Here is a 14,319-nt window from a genome sequence, read left to right on the forward strand (position 1 = left end):
TCTTTTATACAAATAAAAAAATCACTCGCTTTTACACGAGTGATTTTTTATTATTTTACAGAGATAATCTCTACTTGCATTTCTCCACCTGGAGTTTGGATTGCTACCTTCTCACCAATTTGCTTACCTAATAAGCTTTTTGCGATTGGAGAATCGTTAGAAATTCTTCCTTCAAATGGATCTGCTTCTGCGCTACCTACGATTGTGTAAGATTCTTCATCTCCACCTGGTAACTCTTTAAATGTTACTGTTTTACCTAATGTAACAACTGTAGATTCTTCGCCGTTATCTGTGATGATAACTGCGTTACGAATCATGTTTTCTAATTGCGTAATACGTCCTTCTACGAATGCTTGCTCATCTTTCGCTGCATCGTACTCAGAGTTCTCAGAAAGATCTCCAAAGCTACGTGCAATCTTAATTCGCTCTACAACTTCTTTACGTTTTACCGTTTTTAAATCTTCAAGTTCGTTCTCTAGCTTTTGCTTACCCTCTTGCGTCATAGGGTATGTTTTTTCTGTTGCCATATTTTCCACTCCTTTTATATACCAATCCCCCGAAAAAAAGAGGAGTTCCATATGAAAACTCCCCCACTTATATATAGCGGAGGTTTCTAGCACGCCTGTACTAGCGGAGTTGTCACACACAACCCCGTATTCCAAATTCTTCTTTATATAAAGAAGATATGTATGGAAAGTTGATATAAATATGCCCTCACCTATATATAGATGAGGTTGCATGTTTCATTGTATTCGATAGGAAGGGAAAAAATCCCTTCCTATCGTATATCTTTTACTATGCTATTACAAATTTACTTTTTGTTCAAGAATTGTTGCAATTTTTGTCACCATAATATCAATTGCAACATGGTTTTGTCCACCTTCAGGGATAATAATATCCGCAAATTTCTTAGAAGGCTCAATAAATTGATTGTGCATTGGACGTACAACACTTACGTATTGATCAACAACTGAATCCATCGTACGACCGCGTTCTTTAATATCACGCTGCATGCGGCGTAAAATACGAAGATCTGCATCTGTATCAACGAATAGCTTAATGTCCATTAACTCACAAAGACGTGGGTCTTCTAAAATAAGAATTCCTTCTAAAATGATTACATCTTTCGGCTCAACTGGAATAACTTCTTCTGAACGCGTATGCAATGTATAGTCATATACAGGCTTATCAATTTTCTCATATGCAAGCAACTGCTGCAAATGTTCAATTAACAGATCATTATCAAACGCAAGCGGATGATCATAATTTGTTTTTAAACGCTCTTCCATTGGTAAATGGCTTTGATCTTTGTAATAATAATCTTGCTCTAAGATTAAAATAGAATGACCTTTAAAATGGTCAAAAATCGCTTTCGTTACACTCGTTTTACCTGATCCCGAACCACCAGCAATTCCAATTACAACAGGCTTATTCGTCCCCATTCGACTATCACTCTTTCTTATTGAAGTATGCTTTTGCGCATCATATTATTCACATACACTGGTTGTTCCACTTTGAATTTCACGATTTGCAACGGATGTCTCGCTGCATCTAATTCGTTTCCATCCTCATCCCAAATTTTCTCCACCGTCTGCGTAAAGTTTTCTATTTCTGGTCCAAAGAACTCCACTTCATGTCCTGGTTTGAAATGATTACGTTGCTCAATCGTTACAATGCCCGTTTCTTCATTATAATCTAACACTAAACCAGCGAAATCATACGTTGTTTTCTTACTATGATTTCCAAACATTTGCTCTTGATGTCCTGGAACCCCTTCAAAGAATGCAGGAGCTGTATCACGATTTGCACATTTATCAAGCTCATCTAACCATTCTTGTTTAAACTCAAAATTATCCGGATCCGCACAATACGCATCAATTACTTTACGGTATACCGTCGCTACAGTCGCTACGTAATGGATTGATTTCATACGTCCTTCAACTTTTAAGCTATCAATTCCAATTTCAATCATTTTCGGAATTGATAAAATTAAATTTAAGTCTTTTGGACTCATTGCAAAGTGAGCATCTTCTTCTTGGAATAGAGGCAGCTCTTTTGCATCTTTATGTTGTGATACTGTTTGAACTAAATCATAGTCCCAACGGCAAGATTGACAACAACCACCACGGTTAGAGTCACGTGCTGTCATATGGTTACTTAACGTACATCTGCCTGAATATGCGATACACATTGCACCATGGACGAATGCTTCAATTTCAATATCCACTTTTTCTTTAATTTCTTTCATTTCTTCATAGCTTGCTTCACGAGCTAATACAAGACGATGTAAACCTTCTTCTTTCCAATACTGTGCTGCTTTCCAGTTGGATAGTGATTGTTGTGTACTTAAATGCACTTCAACAGAAGGTGCTACACGTTTACACGTCTCGATAATAAGCGGATCAGCAACGATAATTCCCGTTACGCCAGCTTTTTCAATCCCTTTTAAATATTCCTCTAGCCCGTCCATATTTTCATTATGTGCAAAGATATTTGTTGTTACATATATTTTCGCTCCATATTTTTTTGCAAATCCAACACCTTCTGCCATATCTTCCAGTGTAAAGTTACCTGCATTCGAACGAAGACCAAATTCTTGTCCACCTAAATATACAGCATCTGCCCCGTAATGGATAGCTACTTTTAATTTTTCTAAGTTACCCGCAGGGATTAACAGTTCAGGTTTCTTCACAATAACGCGTTTGCCATCGACTACTCGTGAAATTTCTTGTACAGTCATTTCCTACACCCTCCTCGTTTAGTAAACCGTCTCTTTAAAGAAGAATCCTGTATCTAACGGACGATTTACTGGTTGCATTTCTTCTATCTCTTTATATAAATCGTCTTTCACGTCATAATATGCATCACGATCTTCTACACATAAATCAATTGCTTTACGATATTTCTTCGTTACCTCAATAATGTATGCAGAGCTTTTTAGTACACCATCAACTTTTAAGCTAGCGACTTCAGCGTCAATTAGTTCTTCTAACTCATCGATGAAACAAATATCGTTTGGACTCATAATGTGAGTACCATTTTCATCTTCATAAATTGGGTATTTATTGTTACGCTCTGGGTCATATAAGAACATATTCTCTTCATATTTTTTCTTTTCAATGTCAAGATTACGTCCTTGATACTCAAAGTAGTTTCCTACTAAGGAACGCTTTGATTGGAACATACAAGTCATACCGTGAATTTGCACTTCAAGTTCCACTTCAGCATTTTCTTTTAATTCAACAATTTCATCTAAGCTAAGTTCACGAGCTAATACAGCACGTTTGGCCCCTCTTTGTCCCCAGTAGTTACAAGTAAACCAGTTTGTTGCTGTTGTCTCTGTATTCCAGTGCAATTGCATATTTGGCGCTACTTCTCGGACCGCCATTAATACTGCTGGATCTCCGAAAACAATTGCATCTACACTTACTTCGTTTAAAAATGCAACATAATCTGTTAATTCGTCTACTTTATCATTGTGGAACATAGCGTTCATTGCTACGTATACTTTTACACCATTTTCATGCGCAACCTTCACAGCTTGTTTCACATCTTCACGTGAAAATTCCCCTGCTAAACGTAAACCAAACTTTTGCTCACCGATCATTACCGCATCTGCCCCTGCTTTCGCAAGAGGTTCGATATCCACCACTGCTTTTGGCGTTACTAACAATTCAGGTTTCTTCATACCTTGGTCACCCTCTCTTTTTACTAACAGCTACTCCATCACCAATTGGGAAAATCGTTGTATCATATCCTTCATGGTTCATTAGCCATTCATTGTACGTCTTAATACGACGGATTAAACCACGTGTACGTCTGTTTTCAATTTTCTCTTTCGTTGTTACAAGGCCATGGTACATAACATTGTCTGAAATAATTACGCCACCAGGATTTAATAACGGTTCATATAAGTCAAAAAAGCGACGATATTGTCCTTTTGCTGCATCAATAAAAATAACATCAAATGTTCCATGTTCTTCTACTTGCTCACCTGTTTCTAAAGCATCACCGTAAATAACAGAAATACGCTCTTTAACTGATGAACATTCTATATATTCAAGTGCTTTTTCATATCGATCGCGATTGCGTTCAACTGTCACAATGCGAGAATTTGGAATAGCTTGCATCATACGAATACTAGAATAACCAATTGCTGTACCAAGCTCTAAAATGCTTTTCGGTCCAATTAAACGTAAAAATTGCAACATAAATTCCATTCCAAGTCGATCCATAATCGGCACATGATTTTCTTTCGCATAATCTTCCATTTCAAGAATTAATTTATCTTTTGGATCAATAAATGATAATAGGTACTCGTTAACTGCATCCTCCATAATGGTCCTCCTTATTTACATGGAGAAGTGCCTCTATGACGTCTTTTCACACATAGAATGCAATAAAAATACAAGCCAGTTTTACCCTTAGCTTGTACGTTCCGTTTTGATATTAAAAACGATTCTTCTGCCAGTTTTTAACCCGATATATTTTACCACAAAAAAGAGGGATGTGCGACCTTTTTCGCTATCCCTCCCCATTTCACTGTTTTTTCGTAATATATTTTTGCTTTAATGCATTATGCTCTTCTAATGTTTTCGCATAGTACACTTCACCAGTTGGTGCAGCTAAGAAATAATAATAATCTGTTTGCGCAGGCTCTAACGCCGCTTCCACTGAATGTTTACCCGAGTTTGCAATCGGACCAACCGGCAACCCTTTCACAACATACGTATTGTACGGTGAGTTTATCTTTAAATCTTCGTATAATACACGTTGCTTATGCTTTCCAAGTGCGTATAACACCGTTGGATCCGTTTGCAGAGGCATACCTTTTGCTAAACGATTATAAAAGACACTAGAGATCTTTTGACGATCTGTAAAGCCTGTTGCCTCTTCTTCAATAAGTGAAGACAATGTTAAAAGCTGATGAACATCCCAGTTTTTCGCTTTCATCTTCGCCTCATTTTGAACAATGATTGCATTCGTTTTCTCAAGCATCGGAATTACAATTTCTTCTAACGTCGTATCTTTTTTATAGAAAGAGTACGTCGCAGGATATAAATAACCTTCTAATGGATATTTAATATTGCTATCAAAGATTTTATCCGTTAATAACTTTGGATATTTTTGCTGCATTTTCTGAATAAATGCTTTATCGTTCAATTGACGTACAACATCATCTTTATTCCACTTTAATTCGTTTGCAACCGTTTCTGCAATTTCAGTTACTTGTGCACCTTCTTTTATCGTTACTTTATAAAGTGCTGGACGATGTACATTACCAGATGACATTTGTTCAATAACATCTGAGGCACTCATTGAAGGATTTAATAAATATGTACCCGCTTGTAAATTTTTAGATTTAGCCTTTGTATAAAAACTAAAAACTGTACCGTTTTTCACAGCACCCTTTTCTTCTAAAATCTCACCAATTTTACTAGTAGATGATCCTTTTGGAATTTCTACTTCAATCTCTTTTTTATTCCCGCTATCAACTGGTCCTAATGCGGATGAAATATACGCATAGACTGAACCACAAACTAAAAGCAGTGCAATAATCGAAAATAAAAAAAGACGTCTACGCTTTTTTTTCGCTTGATTCTCTATCAACACTCTTCCTCCTTAATTAAATTGTAGACCGGATGTATATCTTTCTATACAGCACGATATAAAAACACAATAAATTTATTTATCTTTTTTAGATAGACATTTTATTTTTCTACAATCCGTCTCATTATACTACAAAGGATTGCGCAGTTTCGACAAAAAATCTTTCATTTTACATATAAAAAAGGTGGACGATATATCGTCCACCTTTTCAGTACTTATTATTCAGCTTCTTGCTCATCAGCTAGAGTGTTGAACATTTCTTGTACCATTTCCCACTCTTCTTCCGATTCGATTGGAAGTAAACTTCCGCCCTCTTCTTCATTTTGCTCATAAGCCATTGCATCGTAAATTGGGTCTCCATCTTCGTCTACTTCACCGATTGGAGAGAAGACTACGTATGATTTTTTGCCAAATTTTTCAGCATCAAAAGTGAAAATAATTTCACATAAATGTTCGTTACCTTTTTCGTCTACAATTGTAATTTGATTTTCTTCCATTTTGGTCACCTCTTATTTACTATCTAAAAATCCTTGTAAGATTACGACTGCAGCCATCTTATCGATTACTTGCTTTCGCTTCTTACGGCTTACATCAGCTGAAATGAGCAGACGTTCCGCTGCCATCGTTGACAAACGCTCGTCCCACATTACAACGTCTAATTGTACCAGCTCTCGTAGGTTTTCTGCAAATTGTTGACACGCTTCACCACGTGGGCCAATTGTACCATTCATATTTTTAGGCAAACCTACTACTATTTTGTCCACATTGTACTGCTTTACTAACTCAGAAATACGGTCAAAACCAAAGTGGCCTCGTTCTTCGTTAATCCTGATTGTTTCCAGTCCTTGTGCTGTCCAGCCCATTTCGTCGCTCATTGCAACTCCGACTGTTTTTGTACCTACATCTAAACCTAATATCCGCATAAACTACTCCTCACGATGATGTTTCAAGTAAGACTTCACAAGCTCTTCAATTAACTCATCACGTTCAAGCTTGCGAATGATGCTTCGTGCATCTTTATGGCGAGGTATGTATGCTGGGTCTCCACTTAATAAATAACCGACGATTTGATTAATCGGATTATAGCCTTTTTCTTGAAGTGCATCATACACAGTTAAAAGTACATCATTAACATGGACACTCTGTTTTTCATCTTGAATGCTAAACTTCATTGTTTTATCAAAACCGTCCATTTCAAGCACCTCACTTATATAGTAAGTATAGGGAGAAGAACTTCTCCTCTCCCTACCATTGTACACTACTATCTCTTTATTTTGAAACAGATTTAACGTACTCTTGTACAAATGCTAAAGCTTCCTCAACTTGCGCTGGGTTTTTACCGCCCGCTTGTGCCATATCAGGGCGGCCACCACCGCCACCGCCACAACGAGAAGCTACCTCTTTCACAAGTTTACCAGCATGGTATCCTTGGCTAATTAAATCTTTCGTTACGCCAGCTAAGATGTTTACTTTGTCATCATTTACAGACACTAATACGACAACTGCAGATTCTAATTTATTTTTTAGGTCATCCATCATCGTACGTAAGTTGTTCATATCTGCAACATTTACTTTTGCCGCTAATACGTTTACGCCATCAACTGTCATTACTGAATCCGTTAAGTTTCCAGCTTCAATATTGCTTAATTTCGCTGCAAGAGATTCGTTTTCTTTTTGAAGTTGTTTTACTTCAGCAAATAAACCATCTACTCTTGTTAAAATGTCTTTCGGATTTGTTTTCATTTTTCCTGCTGCTTCTTTTAATAAACCTACTTGGTCGTTCATTAATTCATAAGCAGACTTACCAGTTACCGCCTCAATACGACGAGTTCCTGCACCGATACCAGACTCAGCAACGATTTTGAAAATACCGATAGAAGCTGTGTTATCAACGTGACAACCGCCGCAAAGCTCTAAGCTGTAATCGCCTACTTGTACAACGCGTACAACATCACCGTATTTTTCACCGAATAATGCCATTGCGCCCATTTCTTTCGCTTCTTCAATTGCTTTTTGAGAAATCTCAACATCAATACTTTCCCAAATTTTCTCGTTTACCATACGCTCAATTTTTTCTAATTCGTCAGCTTGTACTTGACCGAAGTGAGAGAAATCAAAGCGTAAACGTTCAGAAGTTACAAGAGAACCTGCTTGGTTAACATGCGTTCCAAGTACGTCTTTTAATGCTTGGTGTAGTAAGTGAGTTGCTGTATGGTTTTTCACAACGCTACTACGGTTTTTCGTGTCGATAATAGCTTTCACAGCCGCATCTTTCGTTAATGTACCTTCTTCAACAACAACTTTGTGTAAGTTTTGACCATTTGGTGCTTTTTGTACGTCTTTTACAAGTACTTTCACGCCGTCAGCAAGAAGGTAACCACGGTCTGCAATTTGCCCACCGCTCTCAGCATAGAATGGTGTTACATCAAGCATTAATTGTCCTTCTTCGCCAGCTTGTAAGCTATCTGTGTATTCGCCGTTTTTCACAAGTGCAACAACGTTACTTTCTGTTGCAACTGTACCGTAACCAACGAACTCGCTCGCTACTTTCACTTCTCCAAGGACACCACCTTGAACTTGCATAGAATCAACGTCTTGACGAGCAGCACGTGCGCGCTCACGTTGTTTTTCCATTTCACTTTCAAAGCCTTCCTGATCAACTGTCATACCAGCTTCTTCTGCATATTCTTCTGTTAATTCAATCGGGAAACCGTATGTGTCATATAGACGGAACGCATCTACTCCAGAAATAACAGTTGTTTTTTCTTCTTTTGCTTTTGTGATAACTTCAGCTAAAATCGCTTCACCATCATGAAGTGTTTCGTGGAAACGCTCTTCTTCGTTTTTCACAACTTTTGCGATGAAATCTTTCTTTTCAAGTACTTCTGGATAGAAGTCTTTCATTACTTCTCCAACAACCGGTACTAATTCAAACATGAATGGGCGGTTGATGTTTAATTTCTTTGAATAACGAACCGCGCGGCGTAATAAACGACGTAATACATAACCACGGCCTTCGTTAGATGGAAGAGCACCGTCACCAACAGCGAATGTTACTGTACGGATATGGTCCGCGATTACTTTAAACGCCATATCTTTTTCTAAGTCACCATTGCGATACTTCTCACCAGAAATTGATTCTGTTGCGCCAATCATTGGCATGAATAAGTCTGTGTCAAAGTTTGTAGGCACATCTTGAACGATAGATGTCATACGCTCTAGACCCATCCCTGTATCAATGTTTTTCTTAGGAAGTGGTGTATATGAACCGTCTGGATTATGGTTAAATTGAGAGAATACAAGGTTCCATACTTCTAAGTAACGCTCGTTTTCTCCGCCTGGATATAATTCTGGGTCACTAAAGTCATTACCGTAAGCTTCTCCGCGATCATAGAAAATCTCTGTATTCGGTCCACTTGGCCCTTCACCGATATCCCAGAAGTTTTCTTCTAAACGGATAATGCGCTCTTTTGGAACTCCCATTTTCTCATTCCAAATTGTGAATGCTTCTTCATCTTCTGGATGGATTGTAACGGATAGTAATTCTTTATCGAATCCGATCCATTTGTCGCTCGTTAAGAATTCCCAAGCCCAAGTAATTGCTTCTTCTTTAAAGTAATCACCGATTGAGAAGTTCCCTAACATTTCAAAGAATGTATGGTGACGAGCTGTTTTTCCTACGTTCTCAATATCGTTTGTACGAATTGATTTTTGAGCATTTGTAATACGTGGATTTTGCGGGATTACACGTCCATCAAAATATTTTTTTAATGTTGCTACACCACTGTTAATCCATAAAAGAGATGGATCCTCATGTGGAACTAGTGATGCACTAGGTTCTACTGCATGTCCTTTTTCTTGGAAAAAGTCTAAAAACATTTGACGAATTTGTGCGCCTGTTAGTTGTTTCATTGTATTTTCCTCCTTAAATATAAAAAACTCCCGCCCCTATAAAAGGGACGAGAGTTAACTCGCGATACCACCCTAATTATGAATTGATTATTATACAAATCAATTCATCACCTCATGGTGCCGTAACGTGGCAAGACGGCAGTGATTAGCTGCTCTCAGGATTAGCTTTCTGTTACCCTTCATTTAAAGCTTCTTTCAGCCATATGGAAGCTTCTCTCTATAAATGGACTGTAACGTACTTGTTCCGTCATTGATTTAATGTATTATATGACTAAATATAATAGAATTCTCTTAAGTTTGTCAATGTAGATAATGATTTATATTATATCAATTGCTTATTAATCCTAGCTATTCTACTATTCATTCTTAACAGCCTTTTCATATATTATGCATGTATGAATAAATTGTACTACCTCTACGCACCTTTCTGAATATTGTATTTTTGTTATAATTAAATTATCAATAACAAAGGAGCGATTGTAATGACAACCTTATTGAACAAAGCTAAAAATATATTAACGACTGACGAAACGATATTATTTTACATAGCATGTTCGTTAAATATATTTATTTATCGTTCCGTCGCAAGGCCAGGACTGTTAATTTTAACGAACAAACGGCTCTTCTTTTATCCTTTTCGGCAAGAAGACTCCATCTGATTTTTGTTACGGGTGAAACCCAACAATTCAGGTGGAGATGAATTGCCGTCAGTCAATAAGGCTGAACTCTTTTTTTCGTCCATAACAATTTTCCAGGGGAGAATATTTGTTTCTTTTTGTCTTACGATATTTCGGAAATAAGGAGGGAATATATCTTAAGATAACGAAATTGGATAATAATCATCATTCGGTTATTTGAACCAAAAGGAATTACGATGAAGACCATATTCATGTTTTGTTCCGTTTCGTTCCAAGTATTGATTTGCCAAAAGTAATTAATAAGTTTAATGAACCCTCTAAGACAGTTGGTGAAAATAATGGCTAGAAAGAAAGCAGTGAAAGTATTACGTAAACAAAAGAAAAGAGAAAACATGCAACGATTCACGCAGAAACAAAATATCGGACGAGCTTGTCTCACGGCTAAAGAATTCCGCTTACTGCAACGTATGTCACATAGTTCAAAAGCGTTACGAAATGTTGGATTGTATACCATTAAACAAAGTTATTTGAACCATAATCAAATAGCTACTGTAAAAGAAGTAGACACTGCTATGCAAGCCGATATGAATTACTCGGGCATGCAATCAAACTCTGTGCAGGCTATTCGTAGAGCCTTATTTACAGAAGTGAAGAGCTTTTTTAAAGCAATGGAACAGTGGAAGAAAAATCCTGAGAAGTTCACAGGTCGTCCTAAGTTTCCGGATTATTCTCGTTCAACTGACAAACGAATCATTGAAATCTATCAAGTTCCAAAAGTAGATGAGAACGGGTATTGGACGATTCCGATGAATGTGGCATTTAGAAAAAAATTTGGTTCCATTAAAATACGTATGCCTAAAAACGTAAGACATAAGAAAATCTCTTACATTGAGATTGTACCGAAGCAAAAAGGTCTGTTCTTTGAGGTGCATTACACATATGAAATGTACGTGTCCCAAATGAAGAAACAACCCACGACTACGAGTAACGCTTTAAGTTGCGATTTAGGTGTAGATAGATTAGTAAGTTGCGTAACCAATACAGGTGATACATTTTTAATTGATGGGAAAAAACTAAAATCTATTAACCAGTACTTCAACAAAATGACACGTAATCTCCAATTGAAAAATGTGGAAAATGGACTTTCTAAACGAGTTGTGACGAACAAAATGGCTGCACTTTGGCATAAACGGGAAAAACAAATAAGTGGCTACATTTCACAAACGGTAGGTCTGTTGTTCAAAAAAGTGAAAGCATTTGGCATAGATACGGTTGTCGTAGGGTATAACGCTGGTTGGAAACAAAAATCTGACATGGGAAAAAAGAATAATCAAACATTTGTTCAAATCCCATTTCATAAACTGATTGCAGCAATTGAGAATAAATGTGTAAAAGTAGGCATTCGATTTTTGAAACAAGAAGAAAGCTATACTTCAAAAGCTAGCTTTCTTGATAAAGATCCGGTTCCAGTTTGGTCTAAGGATGATAAGACTTATTATCGCTTTAGTGGCAAACGAATCACGCGCGGTCTGTACAAAAGTAAATCAGGGAAATGTATTCACGCTGATATTAATGGTGCGCTAAATACATTGCAAAAATCAAGAGTTGTACAATTGGATGACAACCTCAAAGTAAAAACGCCGATTCTATTAGAAGTGCAAAAACGTAAGGCTGTTGCTTCGCGCATAGCTTAGTGGGTGCGTCAACCATCCATGTGTACTCGACTTGTCGGGGCTTGTAGCACACGCTAGATTCATCTGAGTGGTGGCTTCTTCCGCAAGGGAGAACTGCTCTTTTTCGAAAGGGTGGTGCAAGTGGGAAAGCGATAGTTCGTTGCCAGTACCAACCAAAAACTTACTTGGGGTGTTACCATAGGGTGGCATGAATGCTAGAGCGTCAATTGTCTAGCAATAGACGAAAAGACCTAGCATTCGAACTCAAGCCCCCACTGAAATGATTCATCTCAGTGGGGGTAGTTGACGGACCAGATGTAAGTAAGAACCCAATATTTGAAGAGTACTCTTTCGCAAACATTTCTAATCTAAAAGAGCGAAAACGTCTTTTCAGCAAGCAAATTATATTTATGTATGATAATGAATGGAAAAAAATAAAACATATTCAAACAAATGATGTAGGCACTCTCGTTCAACAAATAAACGAGCAACTCTCAAAATAATGAAAGCCCTCTACCTTTATAAGTAGAGGGCTTTCCTATTACACATTTTCTTTTTTCCAAAGAGGCCTTACATGAACGATCACTGTACGAATGACCGCTAAAACAGGAACTGATATTAATAACCCTACAATTCCCGCCACTTCTCCCCCAACTAGTAATGCAAGCATAATAATAACAGGATGCATACGAAGTGACTTACCAACGATGTAAGGTGATAAAATGTTACTTTCTAAAAATTGTAAAATGGCAATCGTAATCCCCGCCTTAATGAGTAAACTCGTTGATACCGTTGCCGCAATCATTAATGTCGGGATCGCCCCTAAAATAGGACCGAAGTATGGGATTATATCCGTTACCCCAATAATAATGCCGAGTAATAATGGATATTTCATACCGATAAACCAAAAAGAAAGAACAGATACGCCCCCTAACACTAAGCAAACAAATAACTGTCCTCGAATATAACTTCCGAGTGACTTATCAATTTCTTTCGCAAGCATTTGCCCCGTACTACGCCACTTACTCGGGACTAGTTTCCAAAAAATATGATAGAACTCACCGTAATCTTTTAATATGTAAAATACAATGAACGGTATTAAGAAAATAATAAGCAACGAGTCCAGTACGCCACGGGCTGTGCTCATTACTTTATTTAAAAGTGATTGTATCTTCGTTTCTACCCCACCAAAAATTTGTTTCACCTTTTCATGAATAAATGACGGGAAGTTCGCTGTTTGTTCCGTAACGCCATCCATCCAAGAATCATACATTTTTGTAAACTGCGGAAATTGTTCATTAATCTCTTGTAATTGCTTAATAACAATTGGGGTTCCTTTATAAATCCCATAACCAATCCCACCAAAGAAAAGGATGTAAATAAGCAAAATAGCGAGTGTGCGTGGCATCCCTTCCTTATGAATTTTTTCAATTAAAGGATGCAATAAATACGCAATAAAACACGCAATAAGAAACGGTGTAATTGCCACTTTAAATACAAAAATAATCGGTGCCCATAGCGGCTTAATTTTTAAAAAGACAAGCAAACAAAGAAATACGAGTAACAATAACCCTAAACGATATATCCAAATGATTTTAAGATTCTTCACACGAAAAACCTCCTCCACCTTTATTTTGAAAATAAATAGGGTAGGTTATGTGCGAAAGTTTTAAAATCTTTTTATACAGACCATACTGTTTTGTAAAGACGTACATATACATAACATAATAAGGACAACCACCCCTGAGAATGCAGCATGAAACAATATAATCAGGAGGGCTCATAATGGTTTTATTTATGCTCGTATTATCAGCACTTTTTATGATTCTTGAATGGGTTTGTATCGGGTTTGGTATTTGGAAAGGTTTCTTTATTCGTTCTTCACGAAAAGAAAGGGCGAAGCAATTATTTCATTACGGAATGCTTGGCGTTGGATGTTACGGCCTATCTTATCTCTTCTCTGAAATCGGACTTTTATATTTGCATACAAGTGCATAAAAAAACTCCCTTATGATGAAGGGAGTTTTTTACGCTTATAGATAAGATTTAATCATCTTACGTGCCTTTTTCATATTGCGTTTTGAAAATACATCTTGCTTGCGAGCATATTGATATGCTGCCGCTCCAACACCTAATGCGATTAATGAATTGCGTAGATTCAAAGTAAATCCCCCTTTTCGTTATCCGATTGTTCTTTCGTTCTCATCAAATAAATCATCAAGAGAGCTTAATGAACCATCTTCCTCTACTTGATGCGTATGGATTTTCCCCTTTGAAACCGATAATTCGATATAACAATTCCAGCAATAAAATTGGTTGACACCTATTTTTCCAATGTCTTTTCCTTTGCAATTTGGACAAATGAACATATGGCTTTCATCTCCTTACAGTCTCCCGGATTCTATTCGCCATTATGTCCAAACCGCATTCATTTATACATTGCTGGAGCCTTTCAACGTTATACGTTTGAAAGTTTCACTATATAA

General features: G+C 37.2%; 16 protein-coding genes, 2 pseudogenes and 1 other annotated feature. Of the genes and pseudogenes, 5 read left to right on the top strand and 13 right to left on the bottom strand.

Annotated features, from left to right (window positions below; genetic code table 11):
* Positions 1–50: 50 nt before the first annotated feature.
* The 10 genes from greA to alaS form a co-directional block, all read right to left on the bottom strand.
* Positions 51–527 (bottom strand): transcription elongation factor GreA, encoded by a 477-nt coding sequence (gene greA, locus F8162_RS12135; RefSeq protein WP_000179964.1) that lies wholly within the window; start codon positions 525–527, stop codon positions 51–53.
* Between the two features lie 276 nt (positions 528–803).
* Positions 804–1,442: a uridine kinase gene (gene udk, locus F8162_RS12140; protein WP_151633609.1), complete on the bottom strand. Its 639-nt coding sequence runs from the start codon at positions 1,440–1,442 to the stop codon at positions 804–806.
* Between the two features lie 17 nt (positions 1,443–1,459).
* A complete protein-coding gene (locus tag F8162_RS12145) occupies positions 1,460–2,740 on the bottom strand; it encodes a peptidase U32 family protein (protein WP_151633607.1) in 1,281 nt (426 codons plus the stop codon).
* Positions 2,741–2,758: 18 nt separating this feature from the next.
* Complete coding sequence (locus F8162_RS12150; RefSeq protein WP_151633605.1) at positions 2,759–3,688, bottom strand: peptidase U32 family protein; 930 nt, start codon at positions 3,686–3,688, stop codon at positions 2,759–2,761.
* A 7-nt stretch (positions 3,689–3,695) separates the two neighbouring features.
* The gene (locus F8162_RS12155; RefSeq protein ID WP_151633603.1) at positions 3,696–4,337 is read right to left on the bottom strand and encodes an O-methyltransferase; all 642 of its coding nucleotides are present in this window, start codon (positions 4,335–4,337) and stop codon (positions 3,696–3,698) included.
* A 202-nt stretch (positions 4,338–4,539) separates the two neighbouring features.
* The gene (mltG, locus tag F8162_RS12160) at positions 4,540–5,610 is read right to left on the bottom strand and encodes an endolytic transglycosylase MltG (RefSeq protein ID WP_151633601.1); all 1,071 of its coding nucleotides are present in this window, start codon (positions 5,608–5,610) and stop codon (positions 4,540–4,542) included.
* A gap of 218 nt (positions 5,611–5,828) precedes the next feature.
* On the bottom strand, positions 5,829–6,107 hold the full coding sequence (locus F8162_RS12165) for a DUF1292 domain-containing protein (RefSeq protein ID WP_000392245.1): 279 nt from the start codon (positions 6,105–6,107) through the stop codon (positions 5,829–5,831).
* A 12-nt stretch (positions 6,108–6,119) separates the two neighbouring features.
* Positions 6,120–6,533, bottom strand: a complete 414-nt coding sequence (ruvX, locus tag F8162_RS12170) for a Holliday junction resolvase RuvX (RefSeq protein WP_151633599.1) — start codon at positions 6,531–6,533, stop codon at positions 6,120–6,122.
* 3 nt (positions 6,534–6,536) lie between these two features.
* Positions 6,537–6,803, bottom strand: coding sequence for an IreB family regulatory phosphoprotein (locus F8162_RS12175; RefSeq protein ID WP_000348590.1), 267 nt, complete (start codon positions 6,801–6,803; stop codon positions 6,537–6,539).
* A 76-nt stretch (positions 6,804–6,879) separates the two neighbouring features.
* Entirely contained in the window at positions 6,880–9,522 is a 2,643-nt protein-coding gene (gene alaS / locus F8162_RS12180; protein WP_151633597.1) for an alanine--tRNA ligase, read from the bottom strand.
* 40 nt (positions 9,523–9,562) lie between these two features.
* Positions 9,563–9,782 (bottom strand) — a binding site (T-box leader).
* Between the two features lie 222 nt (positions 9,783–10,004).
* On the opposite strand from alaS, the pseudogene F8162_RS28705 reads away from it, so the two are divergent.
* The 4 genes and pseudogenes from F8162_RS28705 to F8162_RS12205 form a co-directional block, all read left to right on the top strand.
* Positions 10,005–10,154 (top strand): annotated as a pseudogene (locus F8162_RS28705) (PH domain-containing protein); the annotation flags it as partial.
* 262 nt (positions 10,155–10,416) lie between these two features.
* Positions 10,417–10,506 carry a hypothetical protein gene (locus F8162_RS29435; protein ID WP_192797614.1) on the top strand — a complete coding sequence of 30 codons (90 nt, stop codon included), beginning with the start codon at positions 10,417–10,419 and terminating at the stop codon, positions 10,504–10,506.
* Entirely contained in the window at positions 10,499–11,854 is a 1,356-nt protein-coding gene (locus tag F8162_RS12195; protein WP_151633595.1) for an RNA-guided endonuclease TnpB family protein, read from the top strand. The genes F8162_RS29435 and F8162_RS12195 overlap by 8 nt, the downstream gene beginning before the upstream one ends.
* 287 nt (positions 11,855–12,141) lie before the next feature.
* Positions 12,142–12,336: pseudogene (locus F8162_RS12205) on the top strand (hypothetical protein); the annotation flags it as partial.
* A gap of 38 nt (positions 12,337–12,374) precedes the next feature.
* Here the strand turns inward: F8162_RS12205 and F8162_RS12210 are convergent.
* Complete coding sequence (locus F8162_RS12210) at positions 12,375–13,442, bottom strand: AI-2E family transporter (protein WP_000793122.1); 1,068 nt, start codon at positions 13,440–13,442, stop codon at positions 12,375–12,377.
* A gap of 176 nt (positions 13,443–13,618) precedes the next feature.
* Here F8162_RS12210 and F8162_RS12215 point away from each other — a divergent pair, with 176 nt between their 5' ends.
* Entirely contained in the window at positions 13,619–13,831 is a 213-nt protein-coding gene (locus F8162_RS12215) for a hypothetical protein (protein ID WP_000242555.1), read from the top strand.
* 35 nt (positions 13,832–13,866) lie between these two features.
* Here the strand turns inward: F8162_RS12215 and F8162_RS12220 are convergent, their stop codons facing one another.
* Positions 13,867–13,995, bottom strand: a complete 129-nt coding sequence (locus F8162_RS12220) for a YrzQ family protein (RefSeq protein WP_001053553.1) — start codon at positions 13,993–13,995, stop codon at positions 13,867–13,869.
* Between the two features lie 18 nt (positions 13,996–14,013).
* On the bottom strand, positions 14,014–14,202 hold the full coding sequence (locus tag F8162_RS12225) for a hypothetical protein (RefSeq protein ID WP_000469281.1): 189 nt from the start codon (positions 14,200–14,202) through the stop codon (positions 14,014–14,016).
* Positions 14,203–14,319 lie beyond the last annotated feature (117 nt).

Origin of the sequence: Bacillus sp. CH140a_4T (assembly GCF_008923725.1) — a bacterium.
Classification (GTDB): domain Bacteria; phylum Bacillota; class Bacilli; order Bacillales; family Bacillaceae_G; genus Bacillus_A.

What these genes read in the sequence shown, in the direction of transcription:
- F8162_RS12175 (WP_000348590.1), bottom strand. Translation starts at nt 6,803, where the DNA reads ATGGACGGTTTTGATAAAACAATGAAGTTTAGCATTCAAGATGAAAAA.
- F8162_RS12195 (WP_151633595.1), top strand. Translation starts at nt 10,499, where the DNA reads ATGGCTAGAAAGAAAGCAGTGAAAGTATTACGTAAACAAAAGAAAAGA.
- ruvX (WP_151633599.1), bottom strand. Translation starts at nt 6,533, where the DNA reads ATGCGGATATTAGGTTTAGATGTAGGTACAAAAACAGTCGGAGTTGCA.
- udk (WP_151633609.1), bottom strand. Translation starts at nt 1,442, where the DNA reads ATGGGGACGAATAAGCCTGTTGTAATTGGAATTGCTGGTGGTTCGGGA.
- F8162_RS12165 (WP_000392245.1), bottom strand. Translation starts at nt 6,107, where the DNA reads ATGGAAGAAAATCAAATTACAATTGTAGACGAAAAAGGTAACGAACAT.
- alaS (WP_151633597.1), bottom strand. Translation starts at nt 9,522, where the DNA reads ATGAAACAACTAACAGGCGCACAAATTCGTCAAATGTTTTTAGACTTT.
- F8162_RS12215 (WP_000242555.1), top strand. Translation starts at nt 13,619, where the DNA reads ATGGTTTTATTTATGCTCGTATTATCAGCACTTTTTATGATTCTTGAA.
- F8162_RS12145 (WP_151633607.1), bottom strand. Translation starts at nt 2,740, where the DNA reads ATGACTGTACAAGAAATTTCACGAGTAGTCGATGGCAAACGCGTTATT.
- F8162_RS12225 (WP_000469281.1), bottom strand. Translation starts at nt 14,202, where the DNA reads ATGTTCATTTGTCCAAATTGCAAAGGAAAAGACATTGGAAAAATAGGT.
- F8162_RS12155 (WP_151633603.1), bottom strand. Translation starts at nt 4,337, where the DNA reads ATGGAGGATGCAGTTAACGAGTACCTATTATCATTTATTGATCCAAAA.
- greA (WP_000179964.1), bottom strand. Translation starts at nt 527, where the DNA reads ATGGCAACAGAAAAAACATACCCTATGACGCAAGAGGGTAAGCAAAAG.
- F8162_RS12150 (WP_151633605.1), bottom strand. Translation starts at nt 3,688, where the DNA reads ATGAAGAAACCTGAATTGTTAGTAACGCCAAAAGCAGTGGTGGATATC.